Below are 19,123 nucleotides of genomic sequence, written 5' to 3' on the forward strand. Positions count from 1 at the left end.
GTTGCCCCCTTCGCGAGCAGGCTCGCTCCCACATGGGTTTTGTGTACGCCACAGATCCAGTGTGGGAGCGAGCCTGCTCGCGATGGCGGTAGATCAGTCTCAACAGGTCTCCAGCCCTACATCTGCGTCGCCATCCCCTCCACATTCATCGCCGCCTGGCGCAACGCCTCGGAGCGCGTCGGATGTGGATGACAGGTCAGGGCAATGTCTTCAGCCGAAGCGCTGAACTCCATGGCCACGCAATATTCGCCAATCATTTCACTGACGCTCGGGCCTACCAGGTGCACGCCGAGAATCTCGTCGGTGCGCTCATCGGCCAGCACTTTGGCGAAGCCTTCAGTCTCGTGGTTGATCTTCGCCCGGCTGTTGGCGGTGAAGGGGAATTTACCGACCTTGTAGGCGCGGCCCTCAGCCTTGAGTTGCTCTTCGGTCTTGCCGACGCTGGCCAACTCCGGCCTGGTGTAAATGACGTTGGGGATCAGGTCGTAATTGACCTCGCCTGCCTTGCCGACGATCTGCTCGATACAGGCCATGGCTTCATCTTCGGCCTTGTGCGCGAGCATCGGTCCCGACGTGACATCGCCGATGACCCACACGCCTGCCGCTTCAGTGCGATGACCCTTGTTGGCGAGCATGCCGCGTTTATCCGTGGCGAGGCCAACGTTCTCCAACCCCAGCCCCTCGGTGTAAGGCCGGCGCCCGATGGCGACAAGCACGTAATCGGCTTCGAGTAATTCGGCAGTGCCGCCGGCGGCCGGTTCGATGCTGAGTTGAACGCTATTCGCCGAGGCCGTGGCGCGGGTGACTTTCGAACTCAGCTTGAAGCTGATGCCTTGCTTGCTCAACGAACGTTGCAGGGTTTTGCCCGCCTCACCGTCCACGCCGGGGCAGATCCGGTCGAGAAACTCGACCACGGTCACCTGTGCGCCCAAACGCCGCCACACCGAGCCCAATTCCAGGCCAATGACCCCGGCGCCAATCACTACCAGATGCTTGGGCACTTCGGACAAAGAAAGCGCACCCGTGGAATCGAGTATGCGCGTGTTGTCGATGTCCACGCCGGGCAGGGGAGTGGGCTCGGAGCCGGTGGCAATGATGATGTCCTTGGCGCTCAGCTCAGTCTTGCCGCCCTGGCTGTCCGTCACCGTGACTTTGCCCGGCCCGTCGATATGGCCCCACCCCTTGATCCAGTCGACCTTGTTTTTGCGGAACAGAAACTCGATGCCCTTGGTCAGCCCGGCAACACTTTCATCCTTTTGCTTCATCATTTGCGCGAGGTTCAGCGTGGGTTTGACCTCGATGCCGAGGTTGGCAAATTCCGCGCCCATGGCCGCGTCATACAATTCAGAAGCATGCAGCAATGCCTTGGACGGCATGCAACCGACGTTCAGGCAGGTGCCGCCGAGGGTGGCGCGGCCTTCGACACAGGCGGCTTTCAGGCCCAGCTGGCCGGCGCGAATCGCCGCGTTATAGCCGCCGGGGCCTCCGCCCAGTATCACGACGTCATAGTTGCTCATGGATGTACTCCTGAATTGGATGGGAATCGGGCTGGATAAACGTAGTTCCTGAATAAAATTACGAGCGTAATATGTGCGCAGCCACGCCTTTCGGTCAAGGCTTCAGCCAAGCGACAGGTTGAGCGTCTTTAGATAGAACGATTTAGTACAAAAATTTCACGACTTTCGTTATATCGTAACGTATTGCGACGTCAGCAAAGAAAATCACTGGGGTGGTATGCAAGTCGATCTCGAGATTGAGGGCGCAACGGTAGCCGGGCTGCCGCGCTTTCAGCAGGCAGTCTTTCAAGGGCGGCGATTGCGGCAGTTGGCAATCGGCCTCGGCGCGCTCGCGGGGGCAGGCTGGGTGCTGGCGTTTTTTGTCGGGCTGTTTGCACCGCAGTCGCTTTGGCCAGCGCTGCTGGTCAATCAGAGCGCCGGTTTGCTGGTGCTGGTCGCCGGGCTGCAATCGGCGTGGTGGGTGACACAGTGGCGTGAAAGGGCGATGAACCCGGCGATGCTCCCTGTGGAAGTCGTCGCTGAAACGCCGCCGGTGGGCTGGTATGAACGACTGCTGGAGCGGATCAGCCAGCGATGGTTGCGGCTGCTGGCGCAGATCGGCGCCTCGACGCTGTGGCTTGGCGCTTGGGCGCTGCTGGTGGTGTTCAGCATCAATCAAGTCTGGAACCTGGCCCTGCCTCCCGCTGCGCTCGGTTTTTCAGCCAGTGTCGCGGCGGCATTGTCGTTACTGCTGGCCTTCGGTTTGCTGGTGCTGGAACGGCAACTTGCCCAGGAAAACGTGGCCCAGTGGCCCGAAGCAGGTTCGTTGGCGCAGCTGACGCGCGTGGCAATCATCTGTCTTGTGCTGAGCGCGCTGTGCCTGTTGTTGGGCAGCGAAGCGTCGGTTTGGCCGGTACGTCTGGCAGTACTGATTGGCCTGCTGCCGGGTCTGGTCGCGGTCGAACTGCTGCTACGCGCGGTGTTGTCACTGTTCAGTCCGCAGCGTGAACAACTCGAACCTGCGTTGCTGGCGCGAAGTTTCGTCGCCGACATGCTGCGCTGGCCACCCCAACCGTTGCTGGCGCTGCAACACGAATTACATAACCGTTTCGGCATCGATCTGCGGCAGATCTGGGCCTTCACTTACATGCGCCGGGCATTCGTTCCGGTGCTCGCGGTGGTGGCACTGGTCGGTTGGTCGCTCACCGGCATTCACGAAATCTCCCTGCAAGGGCGGGGCATCTATGAGCGTTTTGGCAAACCGGTGGAGGTCTTCGGCCCCGGTTTGCACGCAGGCCTGCCGTGGCCGTTGGGTCGAGTGTTGAGTGTCGAGAACGGCGTGGTTCACGAGTTGGCCACCAGTGTTGGCGAAGCGGCGGCGCCGATTGTGGCTGAACCGGCTGAAGGTCCGGCGCCGGCGACGGCCAATCGCTTGTGGGACGCCAGCCACGTGAACGACAAGTCTCAAGTGATCGCCAGCAGTCGTGCCGACAAACAGAGCTTCCAGATCGTCAACATGGACGTGCGTTTCGTCTATCGCATCGGCCTCACGGATCAAGCGGCGTTGGCCGCGACGTACAACAGCGCCAACGTGCCGACACTGATCCGCAGCACCGCCAGCCGGATTCTGGTGCACGACTTCGCTTCGCGAACCCTCGACGGTCTGCTCGGTGAGGACAGGGTAGGGCTCGCTGAAGAGATTGGCCGTGCGGTGCAGGCAGACCTGGAAAAACTCGACAGCGGCGTGGAAATTCTCGCCACCGTGGTTGAAGCGATTCACCCACCGGCTGGCGCGGCCAACGCTTATCACGGCGTGCAAGCGGCGCAAATTGCTGCGCAAGCCCTGATCTCGCGTGAGCGCGGCGCAGCCGCAGAGGCCACCAACCAGGCGCAATTGCAGGCCAGCATCGCACGGGATCAAGCGACAGCCAGCGCGCGTGAAATCAATGCGGCTGCGCAAGCGGCCGATCTGAAATTCAGCGCCGAGCAAAAAGCCTATGCCAGCGCGGGCCAGGCTTTCGTGCTGGAGCAGTATTTCAGTCAGCTCTCCCAAGGCCTGACCAACGCCAGGTTGCTGGTTCTCGATCATCGTCTGGGCGGCAGCGGCAACGCGCCGACCATCGACCTCCGTACTTTCACGCTGCCGGTTGACCCTGCATCGGCGCGTAAAACTGCTCAGCCAGGAGCTGCCAATTGAGCCAGTCGCACACTCACGATCATGATGACCACGCCGGCCACGATCACGGCCATGGCGGGCATCACCACGGGCATCACCATCACCACCACGGCGATCCGCAGGAAGCAGGTCCATTCCCGTGGCGGCGCATGGGGTGGGCAGCGTTACTGGTGGCGTTTGCCATCGCCGCCGCGAGCCTGGTGCAGGTGCGCTCCGGCGAAGCCACGGTGATCACGCGCTTCGGCAATCCGTCGCGGGTGTTGCTGGAGCCGGGACTGGGCTGGCGTTGGCCCGCGCCTTTTGAGGCGGCGATTCCGGTCGATCTGCGTTTGCGCACCACGTCCAGTGGTTTGCAGGATGTGGGCACGCGCGACGGTTTACGCATCATCGTTCAAGCTTACGTGGCGTGGCAGGTGCAAGGTGATCCAGACAATGTGCAGCGCTTCATGCGCGCTGTGCAGAATCAGCCGGACGAAGCTGCGCGGCAGATTCGCACCTTCGTCGGCTCGGCGCTGGAAACCACGGCCAGCAGTTTTGATCTGGCCAATCTGGTGAACACCGATGCCAGCCAGGTGCACATCGCTGATTTCGAAGCGCAGTTACGTCAGCAAATCGATCAGCAGTTACTCGCCACGTATGGCGTTCGTGTGCTGCAAGTCGGCATCGAACGATTGACCTTGCCGTCGGTGACCCTGACCGCCACCGTCGATCGCATGCGCGCCGAGCGTGAAACAATCGCCACCGAACGCACGGCCATCGGCAAACGTGAAGCGGCGCAAATCCGCTCTGCAGCCGAGCGCGATGCGCGAATCGTCCAGGCCGATGCCACGGTAAAAGCTGCCGACATCGAGGCTCAATCCCGGGTCGAAGCCGCACAGATTTACGGCCGCGCTTACGCGGGTTCGCCGCAGTTGTATAACTTGCTGCGCTCCCTCGACACCTTGGGCACCATCGTTACGCCTGGAACCAAACTGATTCTGCGCACCGATGCCGCGCCGTTCCGGGTGTTGGTTGACGGTCCGCCGACGCTCGATAACAAGTCCGGATCGCAGCCATGAATTTGGTTCCACGTGGAACAAATGAGTTAAGCAGCCCCTGGATTCAGGCCGGGCGATTGGCTTTTCTCGCCCTGTATGCGGTGACGGTACTGGCCGCGTTGGCGTGGGCGTTCTCCAACGTGCGGCAAATCGATCCGCAAAATCGTGCGGTGGTGTTGCACTTTGGCGCGCTGGATCGCATTCAGAATGCCGGTCTGCTGTTGGCGTGGCCGAGGCCGTTCGAGCAGGTGGTTTTGTTGCCGGCGGCAGATCGGGTGATCGAGCGTCGGGTCGACAATCTACTGCGCAGCGATGCCGCGTTGCAGGCCGACCGAGCAGCCACTTTCGCCACGCCGCTCAGTGATGCGCTGGCAGGTTCCGGTTATCTGCTGACGGGTGACGCGGGTGTGGTGCAACTGGATGTGCGGGTGTTTTACAAAGTCACCGAACCGTATGCGTTTGTTGTTCAAGGTGAACACGTGCTGCCTGCACTGGATCGCCTGGTGACCCGCAGCGCCGTGGCACTCACCGCCGCACGAGATCTGGACACCATCCTGGTGGCGCGTCCGGAGTTGATCGGCGCGGATAATCAAGCGGCGGAAAGACGCGAGCGCCTGCGCGGGGATTTGGTACAAGGCATCAATCAGCGACTCGCGCAATTGACCGCAACGGGGCAGGGGCTGGGGATCGAAGTGGCGCGCGTGGATGTGCAGTCGAGCCTGCCAGGACCTGCGGTCAATGCTTTCAACGCCGTTCTGACGGCAAGTCAGCAAGCCGATAAAGCCGTGGCCAATGCCCGCACTGAAGCCGAGAAACTCACTCAGGCCGCCAACGAGCAAGCCGACCGTGCGCTGCAAGTCGCTCACGCTCAAGCCAGCGAACGGCTGGCCAAAGCCTCCGCCAACACGGCCACAGTATTGAGCCTGGCCAAGGCGCAACAACAAGGCACTGACCCGCAAATGCTGTTGCGCATTTACCGCGAGCGCTTGCCGAAAATCCTCGGTCAGGCCGGCTCGGTGACCACAGTCAATCCGAAAGACGATTCCCGCCTGATCATTCAGGGAGCTGCACAATGACCGCCCAAACCGCCGCTGCACCGAGCATGTTGTCCTCGGCCGAGCAACGCAGCGCTGCACGCCAATTGACCCTGGCCATGCTCGCGCTCGGCTTGCTGGCGCTCGGTTTGATCTGGCGCTGGTGGTCGCCGGAGCAGACGGGCGTCAGTCAATTGCTGCTGGGTTTTGCCTCGTTGCTGGTGGCCGTGCCGGTGATGCGTTCGGCCTGGTACAGCCTGCGTTATCCCAGCTTGCACGGGATCACCGATCAGTTGATTGCGTTGGCGATGTTGGGTGCCTGGGCAACGGGGGATCTGCTGACCGCTGCGTTGTTGCCGATCATCATGATCTTCGGTCATGTGTTGGAAGAGCGCAGCGTGATCGGTTCCCAGGAGGCGATTCACGCACTCGGCAAACTGACGCGCAGCCATGCACGCAAGGTTCAGGCGGATGGCTCCATCGTTGAAGTCGACAACAGCACACTCAAGGCAGGCGACCTTGTGGAGGTTCGCGCCGGTGATCGAGTACCGGCCGATGGTCGTGTGCTCTCCGGTCAGGCGAGTCTCGATACCGCATCGATCACGGGCGAGTCGGTGCCGGTGGAGGCGGGCGTCGGCATGACGGTGTTCGGCGGGGCGATCAACCTTGATGGTCTGCTGCGCATTGAAGTGACCCGTACCGGCAATGAATCGACACTCGGTAAAGTCATCGCGCTAATGCAAAGTGCCGAGCGTTCCAAACCGCCAATCACCCGCTTGCTGGAACGCTACGCTGGCAGCTACATGGTGCTGGTGTTGTTGCTGGCAGCAGTGACCTGGTTCATCACCAACGATGCGCAAGCGATGCTCGCGGTGTTGGTGGCAGCCTGTCCGTGTGCGTTGGTGTTGTCGGCACCGGCCACGGCGATTGCCGGCGTCGCGGTTGCCGCACGACACGGGATTCTGATCCGCAGTTCGGCGTTTCTCGAAGAGCTGGCGGATCTGACGTCGCTGGTGGTCGACAAGACCGGGACGCTGACCTTCGGCACCTTGCGCCTGCAATCGATCGACAGTCCGCTGGAAGATCGCAACCACGTGCTGAAACTGGCTGCCAGCCTGGGCTCTGCCAGCAGTCACCCGGTCAGTCGCGCGCTCGCCGGATTGGTTAGCCAGGAACATTTTCTGCTGCTCACGGACATTCACGAGCGGCAGGGCCTGGGCGTGGTAGCGATGACCGAACAGGGCGAAGCAGCACTTGGGCGACCGGAGTTGTTCGCGCAATTGGCAATCGCCACCTCGGCCGTTCCTGAACACGATGGCCCGATCGCCGGGTTGGCGCTCAACGGTGAATTCCTGGCCTGGCTGTTGCTCGCGGACAGCGTCAAACCTGAAGCGCGGTTCGCCTTGAGTGAATTGCGAGAACTCGGATTGGGTCGGCAATTGTTGCTCACCGGCGATCGCCAAAGCGTCGCCAATACGTTGGCCCGGGATGTCGGGGTCAGCGATGTCGAAGCCCAAGCCTTGCCCGAGGACAAACTCAACCGTGTGCTGAAAGAAATCGGCAGCGGCTTCCGGCCGATGGTAGTCGGGGATGGCATCAATGATTCGCTGGCACTCAAGGCCGGTGTGGTGGGCGTCGCCATGGGCGCGGGCGGGGCGGATATTGCCTTGGCTTCAGCTGATATCGTGCTGATCGGCAGTGACCTGCGTCGTCTCGGCACTTGCGTACGTTTGAGTCGCCAATGCCGGCAGACGTTGCAGGTCAACGTGATCATCGGTCTGGGCTGGACACTGGCAATTGTTGCTTTCGCTGCCTTCGGCTGGCTCGGTGCGGCAGGGGCAATGATTGCTGCGCTGCTGCATAACTTGAGTACGTTGCTGGTATTGGGCAACGCTGGGCGGCTGCTGCGTTTCCAAGAGCCGTTGCTCAAGATGAAGGACGACGTCTAAGGGATGTGAACATTTCAGAACTGTGCACGAAATTCGCAGTCATCTAGTGGGAGGGCAATCACTTCTGCGAATTTGCGGCGCTTGATTCAAGCGCTGCAAATCATAGAAGACGGCTATTAAATCGATAGCCTGCTATTTTTCAAGGATGGTCTACCCTCACATCAGACGTCTGAAACAAGGGGGATATTCCATGCTCGCGCAACTTCCACCGGCCTTACAGAATCTGCAGTTACCGCTACGCCTGCGACTCTGGGACGGCCATGAAATTAATCTGGGGCCGACGCCCAGCGTCACGATTGTGGTCAAGGACCCACAAATGGTTACCCAGTTGACACATCCCAGCCTCGACGCGCTCGGGGCGGCGTTTGTCGAGGGCAAACTTGAGCTGGAAGGCTCTATCAGCGAGGTGATCCGCGTCGTTGATGAATGGAGTCATGCATTGCTGGGCGACCTCGACAGTCAGCCTGTTCGCACCGCCCACGACAAGGAAACCGACGCGAAGGCGATTTCCTATCACTACGACCTTTCCAACGCGTTTTATCAGCTATGGCTCGACAGTGACATGGCGTACTCCTGCGCGTACTTCGAGACCGGCAGCGAAACGCTTGAGCAGGCCCAGCAAGCCAAATTCCGCCACCTGTGTCGCAAACTACGCCTGCAACCTGGCGAGTATCTGCTGGATGTCGGCTGTGGCTGGGGCGGTTTGGCGCGCTATGCGGCGCGGGAGTTTGGCGCGAAGGTATTCGGGATCACGCTGAGCAGCGCGCAACTGGCCCTGGCTCGTGAACGGGTGACAGAGGAAGGCCTCGACGATCTGGTCGAGCTGCAACTGCTGGACTACCGCGATCTGCCTCAGGACGGGCGCTTCGATAAAGTGGTCAGCGTTGGCATGTTCGAGCATGTGGGGCACGAGAACCTGGCCGAGTACTGCAAAACCTTGTTTGGCGCGGTGAAAGAGGGCGGCCTGGTGATGAACCACGGCATCACCGCCAAGCATATCGATGGCCGGCCGGTGGGACGCGGTGCGGGTGATTTCATCGAGAAATACGTGTTCCCCAACGGCGAGCTGCCGCACCTGTCGATGATCTCTGCCGAGATCAGTGATGCGGGGCTGGAGATCATCGATGTCGAGAGCTTACGCCTGCACTACGCGCGCACTCTGGACCATTGGAGCGAACGCCTGGAGGACAACCTGGAAGCGGCCGCCCGGCAGGTACCGGAGCAGGCCTTGCGAATCTGGCGGCTGTACCTGGCGGGATGCGCTTATGCATTCGCCCGGGGCTGGATCAACCTGCACCAGATCCTCGCAGTGAAAGCCCACCCCGATGGCAGCCATGAACTGCCCTGGACCCGCGACGACATCTACAACCCTTAAAGTATCGGTGAAATAAGCCGGGCGATCCGCATGCCGACCTGTTGCAGGCGGTGGGTCTCCCGGCTTTCTTCTTTGGCAACTTCATGCGCCTGGTCGAAGTCGTCGTTGAGCATCTGTTCCACCTCGCCGGCAAACACTCGGTCGACAGTCAGCAACATCACTTCAAAATTCAGCCGGAACGAACGGTTGTCCATATTGGCGCTGCCGATGGCGCTGATTTCGCTGTCGATCAACACCACTTTCTGATGCAGGAAACCGGGCTCGTAGCGGAATACCCGCACACCGGCGCGCACGGCTTCGAAGGCATACAGGCTGGAGGCGGCGTAAACGATGCGGTGATCCGGTCGTGAAGGCAGCAGCAATCGCACATCCACGCCGCGCAGAACCGCCAGCCTCAAGGCGGCGAACACCGCTTCGTCGGGGATGAAATAGGGGCTGGTAATCCACACCCGCTCGGTCGCCGCGTGAATGGCTTCAACGAAGAATAACGAACAGGTTTCGTAGGAATCTGCCGGCCCACTGGCAAGCAATTGGCAGAGCACACCGTTGTCCGGATACGCGTCCGGCAGTATTAACGGCGGCAACGAGCGCGCTGCCCAAAACCAGTCTTCGGCGAAGGACTCTTGCATGCACGCCACCACCGGCCCGCGCACCCGCACGTGAGTATCGCGCCAAGGGGCGAGGGGTGGTTTCTCGCCCATGTATTCGTCGCCCACGTTATGCCCGCCAACGAAGCCCAACACGCCGTCCACCACGACGATCTTGCGATGGTTGCGGAAGTTGACCTGAAAGCGATTGAGCCAGCCGCTACGCGTCGCGAAGGCTTTGACCTCGACACCGGCATCGCGCAACGGCTGCACATAACTGTGGGGCAGGGAGTGGCTGCCGATGCGGTCGTACAGTAAATAAACGGCGACGCCTTCGGCGGCTTTATTCAGCAACAAGGTTTGCAGGCGTTGGCCCAGACGGTCGTCGTGGATGATGAAAAACTGGATCAGCACGGCTTCCTTAGCCTGGCTGATGGCCTCGAAGATCGCCTCGAAGGTGGCGTGGCCGTTGATCAGCAGGCTGACTTCGTTGTTCGCAAGGCAGGGCATGCGGCCCAGTTTCGGCATCGCCCTCAATGATGCGTAGGCGTTGGAGGCACGGGCGGTCAGTGCTTCTTCAACCCACGGGCGCCAGTTCAAATCGGAGATGGCCTTGCGCATTTCCTCGTTGGCCTGTCGCCGTGCCTTGATGTAGCCATCGAAGGTGCTGCGGCCGAAGACCAGATAGGGAATGAGCGTGAGGTAGGGAATGAACAGCAGCGACAAGGCCCAGGCGATCGAGCCCTGAGCGGTCCGAACGGTCAACACGGCATGTATGGCGGCGATCATGCCTAACGAGTGCAGCAATGCGATCAGGTAACCGAAAATATGCGGTCCAAAATAATCCATGGGGGCAGCCTTGCTCCTGAAGATTCAGTGCTTAACAGACCATGTTCCGTGCAGAATGTCGCTATTTAATTGGCCCATGAACCGAAGCTCGTGGCTGACGTCTAACGGCCACTATCGATCAGGAGTTACTCAATGAACGTTCGTCTGCTGGGTTTGGCCGTAGCTTTAGGTTTAGCACTTCCGGTGGCCGCTCAGGCGCAGATGCTGCAGCCGGGTTTGTGGGAATTGACCTCGAGCAACATGAAAGTCGATGACCAGAACCTGCCGGATCTGCAACTGATCCTTGGCCAGATACAGAGCCAGATGACGCCTGAACAGCGCGCGCAGCTGGAGAAGCAGGGCATCACCATGGGCGGCAAGGGGATCCGGGCTTGCCTGACGCCGGAGCAAGTGAAGACTGACAACATTCCGCTGACGGATCCGCAATCGGGCTGCAAGCAGGAAATCACCGAGCGCACCGGTAACCAGTGGAAATTCCGCTTCAGCTGCCCGAAAGCGCAGGGTGCGGGTGTGGCCACATTCCTCAGTGATCGTGAGTTCACCACCAAGGTGAATGGCACTTTCAATGCTACCGGCATTCAGCAGAAGGGTAGCCTTGATACTCGCGCGGTGTGGTTGGGGCAGGATTGCGGGACTGTTAAACCAAGAGCCTAAGAGCTTCGCGGGCAAGCCTCGCTCCTACAGGATTTACATCGTCCCTGTAGGAGCGAGGCTTGCCCGCGAAGGCGTCAATTCAGACACCCGCAATCCCCGTTGATCTCAGCCAATCACACACCGCCTCAATGGCCATCCGGCCAAAATCCTCTCCGGTGTGACTGCGCACGCTGACAAACCCGCCTTCTTTTTCTTTCTCCCCGATCACCACCAGATACGGCACTTGCTGGCTGTGTTCGCGAATCTTGTGGCGGACCTTCTCGTTGCGCAGGTCCGCACGGGCGCGTACGCCGCTTCGGCGCAAGGCTTCGGTCACCCACTGTGCGTAATCCGATTGGCGATCATCCATGCTCACGACCATCACGTGCGGTGGTGCCCGCCAGTCGTCCAGTTCCTCCTGGCAAGACCAGCACGTGCCATAGATCCGCTGTGGCGAAAGGCCGCTGATGTGATCGAGCGCGAATGCCTGCAACACTCTGGTTGCCGGAGCATGCGGGCCCATCGACACACATTCGAAGTCCCCGAGCAGGTAGGTCGCAAGTTTTTCCATGTACTTGGAACGCGGTGACGGCTCGCGCCGGCGGATCGAATGATTGGTCGCCGCCAGGGTCTTCATGCGCGCTTCGATGCCCGCAAGGTCGACCAGGTTTAACGGCCGTTCAAAGGAAAACTCATAATAGAACCCGTCACCCAGCGCCGATCCGGTCTGCAATTGCGCTTTTGGATAGAGCTGTTTCACGGCCATCGCCAGCATCAATGCGCAGGAGCGGCGCAGTATCTCCAGGCCATCGGGCTCTTGAGGCGTGACGATGCTGACCCGGGCATCGGCTTCGATCAAGAACTGACAGTCCACCAATACGCCGTCCACCCGGCCGGCGACGGCTGCTTTGGCAAGCCCGGGACCAATGCTCGCGGCGAACTCGTACACCGACAACGGTTGGTCGTATTCACGCAATGAACCATCGCTCAGAGTGATGTGGATCATGTCGGTGCTCTCGAGTGCTGCGCTAGCGCATAAACCGTAGCGGTAAACCCTGGCAGCTGTCATTAAGACGTTTGTCGTGCCAGGCAATTTGCCCCGATACCAGCGTTGTTCTCACGCTGTGGCGAAAGCGCCGTTGCGCGAAGGGCGTCCAGCCGCATTGAGACAGGATCGGCTGTTGGGAGACGGCAACGCCACCAGGTTCGGGTTTGATCAGCACCAGGTCGGCCCAATACCCTTCGCGCAAATAGCCTCGGTCGGGAATGGCAAACAGATCTGCGACACGGTGACTGGTCTTGGCCACAAGGGTGGTGATCGGTAGAACGTCATCCGCCACCAACTCCAGCAAGGCGGGCAGGGCGTGTTGCACCAATGGCAAGCCGGACGGTGCCTGGCAGTAGGGACGTTGCTTTTCGTCCCAGGTGTGAGGCGCGTGGTCGCTGCCGATGACGTCCAGTCGATCACTCATCAAGGCTCGGCGCAAGGTGTCTCGGTCGGTCTGAGTCTTGATCGCCGGGTTGCATTTGATCAAGTTGCCGAGGGTTGCGTAGTCGCGATCGTCGAAGAGCAGGTGGTGCAGACAGACTTCGGCGGTAATGCGTTTTTGTGTCAGTGGCTTGTCTTCGAACAACGCCAGTTCGCGGGCGGTGGTCAGGTGCAACACGTGAAGCCGGGTGCCATGCCGCTTGGCCAGATCCACGGCCATCGAGGACGAACGGAAGCAGGCCTCGGCATTGCGGATCAGCGGATGGGCCGAGGCGGGAATGTGTTCGCCGAACAGCTCTCGCAGGTTCACTGCATTGGCGTCGATGCTCGGCGTGTGTTCGCAGTGGGCCAACAGAATCGTCGGCACCTCGGCGAATAACCGATCCAGAACCTCGGGATCGTCTACCAGCATGTTGCCCGTGGACGCGCCCATGAACACTTTTACGCCGGACACTTCGCAAGGATTGAGTGCCGCGACGGTGTCGAGATTGTCGTTGCTCACGCCGAAGTGAAAGCCGTAGTTGGCTACAGAATTGATCGCTGCGCGGCGCTTCTTGTCGGCCAATGCTGCCAGCGTCAGGGTCGACGGATTTGTGTTGGGCATGTCCATGAAGCTGGTGATGCCGCCGGCCACTGCGGCTCTCGATTCAGTGTAGAAACTGCCCTTGTCGGGCGAACCGGGGTCGCGGAAGTGCACCTGATCATCGATCATTCCAGGCATCAACCACTGGCCTTCTGCATCGATTTCGACGGCGGCATTTTCCCCTTCGATGCTGCTCGCGATCTTGACGATGCGACCATGGCTGACCAACAGATCAGCGTCAAACACACGTCCTTCATTCACCAGCCGGGCATTGCGAATCAGCACGTTGTTCATGGTCAGAACTCGTTTTGCAGGGCTTTGTAGCCACGCACCAGATCGACGTTGGTACGCGCCACGTCTTCGGAAAACTCCGAGGCGCTGACGCTCACCGGCGGGAATTGCGACAGGTCGGTATTGGGGCCGATGCGGGTGGTGGAGGGCACGTAGAAGTCGGCAGGCAAGTCGCGACCGTCGACCACTGAGTTGTGCCGCACCACGCAGCCATCACCGACGGCGCAGTTGAACAGCACACTGTTGAACCCGATGAACACCCGGTCGCCCACGGAGCACGGACCATGAACGATGGAGCGGTGGGCGATCGAGCTGAACTCGCCGATCGTCACCGCCGCACCGGACTTGGAGTGGATCACCACGCCGTCCTGGATGTTCGAGTTGGCGCCGATGGTGATCGGCTCCATCTCGCCCGAGGCGTCGACTTCGTCCGCGCGAATCACCGCGTAGGGGCCGACGAAAACGTTCTCGCCGATCACCACTTTGCCGCAGATGATCGCGGTCTTATCAACGTAGGCGGACTCCGCAATCAGCGGCAAATCACCTGAGGGATTCTTGCGGATCATGGCTTGCTCAAAGCCTCGTACAAGGTGTTGAGGTTGTACTCGAACAACCCGGTAAAGGTGCTCGCCGGACCGGTGGCGGCGAGCGCATCGGAGTACAGCGTGCCACCGATGTGCGCGCCGCTTTCATCGGCAATCTGCTTGAGCAGGCGGGCGTCCTTGATGTTCTCCATGAATACCGCTTTGACCTTGGCCTGGCGAATCTGGGTGATCAGCGCGGAGACTTCGGCGGCCGAAGGTTCGCGCTCGGTGGACAGACCTTGTGGCGCCATGAAGTCGATGCCATAGGCCTGACCCAGATAACCGAATGCATCGTGGGACGTGACGATCTTGCGGTTGCCCGGTGGCAGCGAACCGAGCTTGGCTTTGGCTTCGGCGAGCAGCGCGTAGATCTGTTTCAGGTAGGCCTGGCTGTTGCGAACATAGTCGGCTTTGTTCGCCGGGTCGGCGGCGATCAGTGCCTTGGTAATGTTGCTGATGTACAGCTCGGTGTTCGCCAGGTTGTGCCAGGCGTGAGGGTCGGGGACGGTCTCGCCATCTTCATCCAGCGAGCGAGGGATGACGCCATGGCTCGCGCTGATGACCGGGGCTTTGGTCTCGGTGCTGGTCACCAGGCGGTCCAGCCACGGCTCGAAACCCAAGCCGTTTTTGATGATGAGTCCGGCCTTGAGCAATGCCTTTGCATCGTCCGGGGTCGGCTCATAGGTGTGAGCATCGGCGTCGGGGCCGACCATGTTGGTGATCTGGATGTGCTCGCCACCGACCTGATGGGTCATGTCGGCGAGGATGCTGAAGCTGGTGACCACCTGCAGTTTTTCCGCCGCAGACAACGACATCGACAGCATCAAACTGAACAGCACGAGTAAAGCGCGCATCGGGAAACACCTCATTGGGATGTGAGCAAGGGCGGGCGGCGCAGCAAGCCGTGCACCGGTCCGAACACCACGGACAGCAGATACCCGCCGCCAGCCACCAGCACGATCGCCGGGCCGCTGGGCAGCGAGTAGTAGAACGACAGCAACAAGCCGAGCCACACCGAGAGGCAGCCGAGCAGCCCGGCGATGGCCATCAATACGGGCAAGCGTCGGCTCCAGAAACGCGACGCGGCGGCGGGCAACATCATCAGACCGACGACCATCAACGCACCAATGGCTTGAAATCCGATCACCAGATTCAGCACCACCAATGTCAGGAATACGCCGTGCGCCAGTGGACCGAGACGGCTGACGGTTTGCAGAAACAGTGGGTCGAGGGTGTCCAGCAACAACGGTTTGTAGATGAGCGCCATGGCGATAAGGCTGAGCCCTGAGACCCACAACATGCCGGTCAACGTCGGGCCGTCGACCGCCAACGCCGAGCCAAACAGCAGGTGCAGCAGGTCCAGGCGTTTGCCGGCGATGCCGAGGATCAGCACGCCGCTGGCGAGGGAGATGGGGTAGATCGCAGCGAGGCTCGCATCTTCTCGCAGGCCGGTGCGGCGAGTGATCCATGCCGCGATCCCGGCCATGCTCAAGCCCGCACCGAGGCCTCCTAAGGTCAGCGCCGGAAGGCTCAGCCCGGCAAACCAGAAGCCGAGCGCGGCACCGGGCAGGATGCCGTGAGCGACCGCGTCGCCGATCAGACTCATGCGTCGCAGGATCAGAAATACGCCGAGCGGAGCCGTGCTGCAGGCCAACACCAATCCACCGAGCAGTGCCCGGCGCATGAACACGAACTCGTGGAACGGTTGCCAAAGTTGAGCAGCGGCGAGCATCAGGCCACCTGCGTCTGTGGTTGTTGGCGGATAAGCTCGGTGCTTGAGCCGAGGACGCAGCCACTGCTTTTGATCAGCAGCGTTTGAGGAATGTGTTGGCGCACGGCGGCGAGGTCATGACACACGACCACCAGGGTTCGACCTTCGGCGTGCCAGGCGTGGATGTTTTTCCACAGCAGTGATTGGCCGAGTTCGTCGAGGGCTGCGTGAGGTTCGTCGAGCAACAACAAGGGGGCTTCGGCGAGGCTCAATCGGGCGAGCAGGGCGCGCTGCAATTCGCCGCCGGAGAGGGCCATCAATGGGCGCTGTTCCAGACCGGTCAGGCACCAGTTTTCCAACACAGCTTTAAGGCGTTGGCTTCGGACTTCAGGGGATAGCTTGCTGCCCCAGAAACCCGCAGCGACCAACTCTTGCAGACTGATCGGGAATTGCCGGTCGAGGTGCTGTTGCTGGGGAAGGAATGAGAGTGAGCCTTTGCGTGGAACATCCAGGATCACTTTGCCGGTCAGTGGTTTTTGCAGGCCGGCGATGACTTTCAGCAGGCTGCTTTTGCCTGAGCCGTTAGCACCGATCACTGCGGTCAGGCTGCCTTGGTTCAGTTCGAAATCTACCGGCGGCGTGAGCGGTTGGCCCGGTGCGCCCCAGCGCAAGGCCTCGCAGCGAATCATGCGTCCTCCCAATTCCATCGGCTTTCGGCGACGGCGTCGTGGGCGTGCAGGCTCTCTGCGTGGACGACTTTCAAGTGGAAGGCATTGATGCCGGGGGAGCGCTTCAACGCCAGATTCAAACGGCGAGCGGCGTCTTCACAGAACATCAGGTTTTGACCATTGGCCAGCGCGAAGGCTTGTTCGTCGGCACGCTTTACCGCGGTTTGCACGGCGGTGCCGAGGGCGGCTTCGGCGTCGTTGATCAGTGCAATCAGTGGCAGATCATCGAGATAATCATCGAGACGCAGCCTTAGCTGCGCATTGCTGCGTTGGCTGTGAGGCGTGGCAACGATGCCTTTTGTGGTGCCGAGCCAAGCCAAAACATCGGCGTGTTGCAGTGGCTGGTTGGCAAAGTCGTCGACAAATTGCTGCTGAATCAACTGCCGCGCCAGTGCAGCTGAACAGGGACAAGTTGAGGAATAAGGGATGTCGATATTTAGTTCCACGTGGAACATCGCGTTTTTCAAACGTGCATTGATGCTGACTGGATAGGATTTCCAACCGGACAATGGACTGATCAGTGCTGGCCGTTTGAGCAGTAGATCTGCATGAATGTTCAGGTAAGCGCTGTTGGACAGACCTTCATGGGTATCTAGAAATCGCTGCAAGACACGCCGTAACAGGGCGGGCGTCAGGCGTTCCTGTTCGAGCATTTCCAGCGCCAGGTACAGCCGTGACATATGAATGCCGCGCGCTTCTCCATCATCGAGGCTCACGCCCGCATCGGCCTTCGCGCTCAATCGTTGGCCATCGAATAAAACTGGAAGAGCAATGCCGCACATGCCCACCCATTCAAGTGGCAGGGCTTGGCGTGAGGCCTGCGCGGCGATATCCGGCAGAGTCAGCGCATTCATGAGCAGGTCCATCGTGGAAGTCGGTTCGACATGTTATGTTATTACATTAAAATCGACTACGCCTTTTTCACGAGCGGCTTTCACCATGCACAGACGTCACTTGCTCAACCTGATCCTGGCCAGCGCGGCCTTTGCATTGCCCTTCGGTGTTGGCGCCACGCAAATTCGCAACGCGCGGCTCTGGCGCTCGGACGACAAGCTGCGCCTGGTGTTCGATCTGAGCGGGCCGGTGCAGTACAAAACCTTTTCACTGAGCGCGCCTGAGCGGCTGATCATTGACCTGAGTGGCGCCAACTTCAGTGACGACTTCAGTCAGTTGGTGCTCGGTGACACGGTGATTCGCTCGATCCGGTCCGGGCACTTTGGTCAGGGCGATACGCGGATCGTCCTCGACCTCAGCGGCCCGGTGCAGCTCAACAGCTTTCTGCTGCCGCCGCAGGACGGGCAGGGGCATCGGCTGGTGCTTGATCTGAAGACCGCAGCACCTTTGCAAATCGCCGCAGCGCCCGTGGCAGCCATCGACAAGGCTCACCCGAAACGAGACATCATCGTGGTGGTCGACCCCGGCCATGGCGGCAAAGACCCGGGCGCAGTCGGCGCCAAAGGTGAGCGTGAGAAAGACGTGGTGCTATCCATTGCTCAGCTGCTGGCCAAACGGCTGAAACGCGAGAAAGGCTTCGACGTGAAACTGGTGCGCAACGACGACTTCTTCGTCCCGCTGCGCAAGCGCGTGGAGATCGCCCGCAAACACAACGCCGACATGTTCATCTCGGTGCATGCCGATGCGGCGCCGCGTCTCACGGCTTCTGGTGCCTCGGTGTATTGCTTGTCTGAGGGCGGAGCGACGTCGGCCACGGCGCGCTTCATGGCGCAGCGAGAGAACGGCGCGGACCTGCTGGGCGCCACCAGCCTGCTCAATCTCAAGGACAAGGACCCGATGCTGGCCGGGGTGATTCTCGACATGTCGATGAACGCCACCCTCGCTGCGAGTTTGCAGTTGGGCAACACGGTGCTCGGCAGTCTGGCGAGCATCACCACGTTGCATCAGAAGCGCGTGGAGCAGGCAGGATTTGCTGTGCTGAAATCGCCGGACGTGCCTTCGATCCTGGTGGAAACCGGCTTCATTTCCAACGCTCGCGACAGTCAGCGGCTGGTCACGGCGCGGCATCAGCAGGCCGTGGCTGACGGATTGTTCGAAGGATTACAGCGCTACTTCCAGAAGAATCCGCCGGTCAACAGTTACATCGCCTGGCAGCAGGAACAGCAAAAAGCGCAGGCCTAGCAGCCGGTGATCCGGCTGCAAGTGAACCTGGCACTGCTGCCACCGGAACTGGAAAACCGGTTGATGGTGGTCCAGCCAACCCGACGGTTGTAGCCCACCCAGGCTTCGCCGTCGGAAGCGATCCCAGTGAAGAATGTCAGTTGCCCATAGCGACTGTTGGTTTGCGCCCAATAGCGCTTGCCCGCCCGTTCGAAGCCTCGCAAGTAGATCGTGCTGCCGACGGTGTTGACGCTGTAAGCGTTGCCGTCGGCATCCACGCAGGCCAGCAGGTTGGCGCTGCGGGTGCATTTGGCCAGGCTCGGGATTTGTGCCCAGGCGTCTACGGCGAGCAGCAGCGAAACGCTCATCAGCGTTAATTTCAAGGCAGTGCGCATGGGGTTTCTCACGGGGTGAACGGGCTCCAGCATCCTGCCCTTTGTCACTGCCGGCAAGAGGGGAGTGGTTTAATTGTATTGTTATACTATA

The 19,123-nt window shown here is 60.5% G+C and carries 17 protein-coding genes; 7 read left to right on the forward strand and 10 right to left on the reverse strand.

The window, feature by feature from the left end; all coding sequences use genetic code 11:
* Positions 1-116: 116 nt before the first annotated feature.
* Positions 117-1,517, reverse strand: a complete 1,401-nt coding sequence (gene lpdA, locus ACYZUC_RS20335; RefSeq protein ID WP_461989963.1) for a dihydrolipoyl dehydrogenase — start codon at positions 1,515-1,517, stop codon at positions 117-119.
* A 217-nt stretch (positions 1,518-1,734) separates the two neighbouring features.
* Between lpdA and hflK (ACYZUC_RS20340) the strand changes: the two genes are divergently transcribed.
* The 5 genes from hflK (ACYZUC_RS20340) (at position 1,735) to cfaB (ending at position 9,067) form a co-directional block, all read left to right on the forward strand.
* Positions 1,735-3,693: a protease modulator HflK gene (gene hflK, locus ACYZUC_RS20340; RefSeq protein ID WP_461989965.1), complete on the forward strand. Its 1,959-nt coding sequence runs from the start codon at positions 1,735-1,737 to the stop codon at positions 3,691-3,693.
* The gene (hflC, locus tag ACYZUC_RS20345; protein ID WP_032828679.1) at positions 3,690-4,730 is read left to right on the forward strand and encodes a protease modulator HflC; all 1,041 of its coding nucleotides are present in this window, start codon (positions 3,690-3,692) and stop codon (positions 4,728-4,730) included. The genes hflK (ACYZUC_RS20340) and hflC overlap by 4 nt, the downstream gene beginning before the upstream one ends.
* Entirely contained in the window at positions 4,727-5,785 is a 1,059-nt protein-coding gene (gene hflK, locus ACYZUC_RS20350) for a protease modulator HflK (RefSeq protein WP_461989968.1), read from the forward strand. Before hflC ends, hflK (ACYZUC_RS20350) begins: the two co-directional genes overlap by 4 nt.
* Positions 5,782-7,692: a cation-translocating P-type ATPase gene (locus tag ACYZUC_RS20355; protein ID WP_461989970.1), complete on the forward strand. Its 1,911-nt coding sequence runs from the start codon at positions 5,782-5,784 to the stop codon at positions 7,690-7,692. Before hflK (ACYZUC_RS20350) ends, ACYZUC_RS20355 begins: the two co-directional genes overlap by 4 nt.
* Before the next feature lie 190 nt (positions 7,693-7,882).
* Positions 7,883-9,067, forward strand: a complete 1,185-nt coding sequence (gene cfaB / locus ACYZUC_RS20360; protein ID WP_461989972.1) for a C17 cyclopropane fatty acid synthase CfaB — start codon at positions 7,883-7,885, stop codon at positions 9,065-9,067.
* Here the strand turns inward: cfaB and cls are convergent.
* A complete protein-coding gene (gene cls, locus ACYZUC_RS20365) occupies positions 9,064-10,503 on the reverse strand; it encodes a cardiolipin synthase (RefSeq protein WP_461989974.1) in 1,440 nt (479 codons plus the stop codon). The genes cfaB and cls overlap by 4 nt on opposite strands.
* 132 nt (positions 10,504-10,635) lie before the next feature.
* Here cls and ACYZUC_RS20370 point away from each other — a divergent pair, with 132 nt between their 5' ends.
* Positions 10,636-11,157 (forward strand): DUF3617 domain-containing protein, encoded by a 522-nt coding sequence (locus tag ACYZUC_RS20370; protein WP_008027488.1) that lies wholly within the window; start codon positions 10,636-10,638, stop codon positions 11,155-11,157.
* A gap of 79 nt (positions 11,158-11,236) precedes the next feature.
* Here the strand turns inward: ACYZUC_RS20370 and ACYZUC_RS20375 are convergent, their stop codons facing one another.
* From ACYZUC_RS20375 to folE2, 7 genes are read right to left on the reverse strand one after another with little or no spacing between them, the layout of a single operon-like run.
* Positions 11,237-12,142 (reverse strand): His/Gly/Thr/Pro-type tRNA ligase C-terminal domain-containing protein, encoded by a 906-nt coding sequence (locus ACYZUC_RS20375; protein WP_461989976.1) that lies wholly within the window; start codon positions 12,140-12,142, stop codon positions 11,237-11,239.
* 22 nt (positions 12,143-12,164) lie between these two features.
* Positions 12,165-13,502: a dihydroorotase gene (locus tag ACYZUC_RS20380; protein ID WP_461989978.1), complete on the reverse strand. Its 1,338-nt coding sequence runs from the start codon at positions 13,500-13,502 to the stop codon at positions 12,165-12,167.
* A 2-nt stretch (positions 13,503-13,504) separates the two neighbouring features.
* Positions 13,505-14,065, reverse strand: a complete 561-nt coding sequence (locus ACYZUC_RS20385) for a gamma carbonic anhydrase family protein (protein WP_150630614.1) — start codon at positions 14,063-14,065, stop codon at positions 13,505-13,507.
* Positions 14,062-14,937, reverse strand: a complete 876-nt coding sequence (locus tag ACYZUC_RS20390) for a metal ABC transporter substrate-binding protein (protein ID WP_461989980.1) — start codon at positions 14,935-14,937, stop codon at positions 14,062-14,064. The genes ACYZUC_RS20385 and ACYZUC_RS20390 overlap by 4 nt, the downstream gene beginning before the upstream one ends.
* Before the next feature lie 11 nt (positions 14,938-14,948).
* A complete protein-coding gene (locus tag ACYZUC_RS20395) occupies positions 14,949-15,815 on the reverse strand; it encodes a metal ABC transporter permease (protein WP_461989982.1) in 867 nt (288 codons plus the stop codon).
* On the reverse strand, positions 15,815-16,483 hold the full coding sequence (locus tag ACYZUC_RS20400; protein WP_461989984.1) for a metal ABC transporter ATP-binding protein: 669 nt from the start codon (positions 16,481-16,483) through the stop codon (positions 15,815-15,817). Before ACYZUC_RS20400 ends, ACYZUC_RS20395 begins: the two co-directional genes overlap by 1 nt.
* Entirely contained in the window at positions 16,480-17,376 is an 897-nt protein-coding gene (gene folE2, locus ACYZUC_RS20405) for a GTP cyclohydrolase FolE2 (RefSeq protein ID WP_461989986.1), read from the reverse strand. The genes ACYZUC_RS20400 and folE2 overlap by 4 nt, the downstream gene beginning before the upstream one ends.
* Before the next feature lie 85 nt (positions 17,377-17,461).
* Here folE2 and ACYZUC_RS20410 point away from each other — a divergent pair, with 85 nt between their 5' ends.
* Positions 17,462-18,658, forward strand: a complete 1,197-nt coding sequence (locus tag ACYZUC_RS20410) for an N-acetylmuramoyl-L-alanine amidase (RefSeq protein WP_461989988.1) — start codon at positions 17,462-17,464, stop codon at positions 18,656-18,658.
* Here the strand turns inward: ACYZUC_RS20410 and ACYZUC_RS20415 are convergent.
* Complete coding sequence (locus ACYZUC_RS20415) at positions 18,655-19,032, reverse strand: glutamine synthetase (protein ID WP_461989990.1); 378 nt, start codon at positions 19,030-19,032, stop codon at positions 18,655-18,657. The two genes, ACYZUC_RS20410 and ACYZUC_RS20415, sit on opposite strands and share 4 nt — an antisense overlap.
* Between the last annotated feature and the right edge of the window lie 91 nt (positions 19,033-19,123).

The sequence above is a fragment of the Pseudomonas sp. GT1P32 genome, assembly GCF_054897805.1.

Bases quoted from the DNA above. Each gene is read 5' to 3' on its own strand.
- lpdA (WP_461989963.1), bottom strand. From the start codon at position 1,517: ATGAGCAACTATGACGTCGTGATACTGGGCGGAGGCCCCGGCGGCTAT.
- hflK (WP_461989965.1), top strand. From the start codon at position 1,735: ATGCAAGTCGATCTCGAGATTGAGGGCGCAACGGTAGCCGGGCTGCCG.
- hflK (WP_461989968.1), top strand. From the start codon at position 4,727: ATGAATTTGGTTCCACGTGGAACAAATGAGTTAAGCAGCCCCTGGATT.
- ACYZUC_RS20355 (WP_461989970.1), top strand. From the start codon at position 5,782: ATGACCGCCCAAACCGCCGCTGCACCGAGCATGTTGTCCTCGGCCGAG.
- cfaB (WP_461989972.1), top strand. From the start codon at position 7,883: ATGCTCGCGCAACTTCCACCGGCCTTACAGAATCTGCAGTTACCGCTA.
- cls (WP_461989974.1), bottom strand. From the start codon at position 10,503: ATGGATTATTTTGGACCGCATATTTTCGGTTACCTGATCGCATTGCTG.
- ACYZUC_RS20370 (WP_008027488.1), top strand. From the start codon at position 10,636: ATGAACGTTCGTCTGCTGGGTTTGGCCGTAGCTTTAGGTTTAGCACTT.
- ACYZUC_RS20375 (WP_461989976.1), bottom strand. From the start codon at position 12,142: ATGATCCACATCACTCTGAGCGATGGTTCATTGCGTGAATACGACCAA.
- ACYZUC_RS20380 (WP_461989978.1), bottom strand. From the start codon at position 13,502: ATGAACAACGTGCTGATTCGCAATGCCCGGCTGGTGAATGAAGGACGT.
- ACYZUC_RS20385 (WP_150630614.1), bottom strand. From the start codon at position 14,065: ATGATCCGCAAGAATCCCTCAGGTGATTTGCCGCTGATTGCGGAGTCC.
- ACYZUC_RS20390 (WP_461989980.1), bottom strand. From the start codon at position 14,937: ATGCGCGCTTTACTCGTGCTGTTCAGTTTGATGCTGTCGATGTCGTTG.
- ACYZUC_RS20395 (WP_461989982.1), bottom strand. From the start codon at position 15,815: ATGCTCGCCGCTGCTCAACTTTGGCAACCGTTCCACGAGTTCGTGTTC.
- ACYZUC_RS20400 (WP_461989984.1), bottom strand. From the start codon at position 16,483: ATGATTCGCTGCGAGGCCTTGCGCTGGGGCGCACCGGGCCAACCGCTC.
- folE2 (WP_461989986.1), bottom strand. From the start codon at position 17,376: ATGAATGCGCTGACTCTGCCGGATATCGCCGCGCAGGCCTCACGCCAA.
- ACYZUC_RS20410 (WP_461989988.1), top strand. From the start codon at position 17,462: ATGCACAGACGTCACTTGCTCAACCTGATCCTGGCCAGCGCGGCCTTT.
- ACYZUC_RS20415 (WP_461989990.1), bottom strand. From the start codon at position 19,032: ATGCGCACTGCCTTGAAATTAACGCTGATGAGCGTTTCGCTGCTGCTC.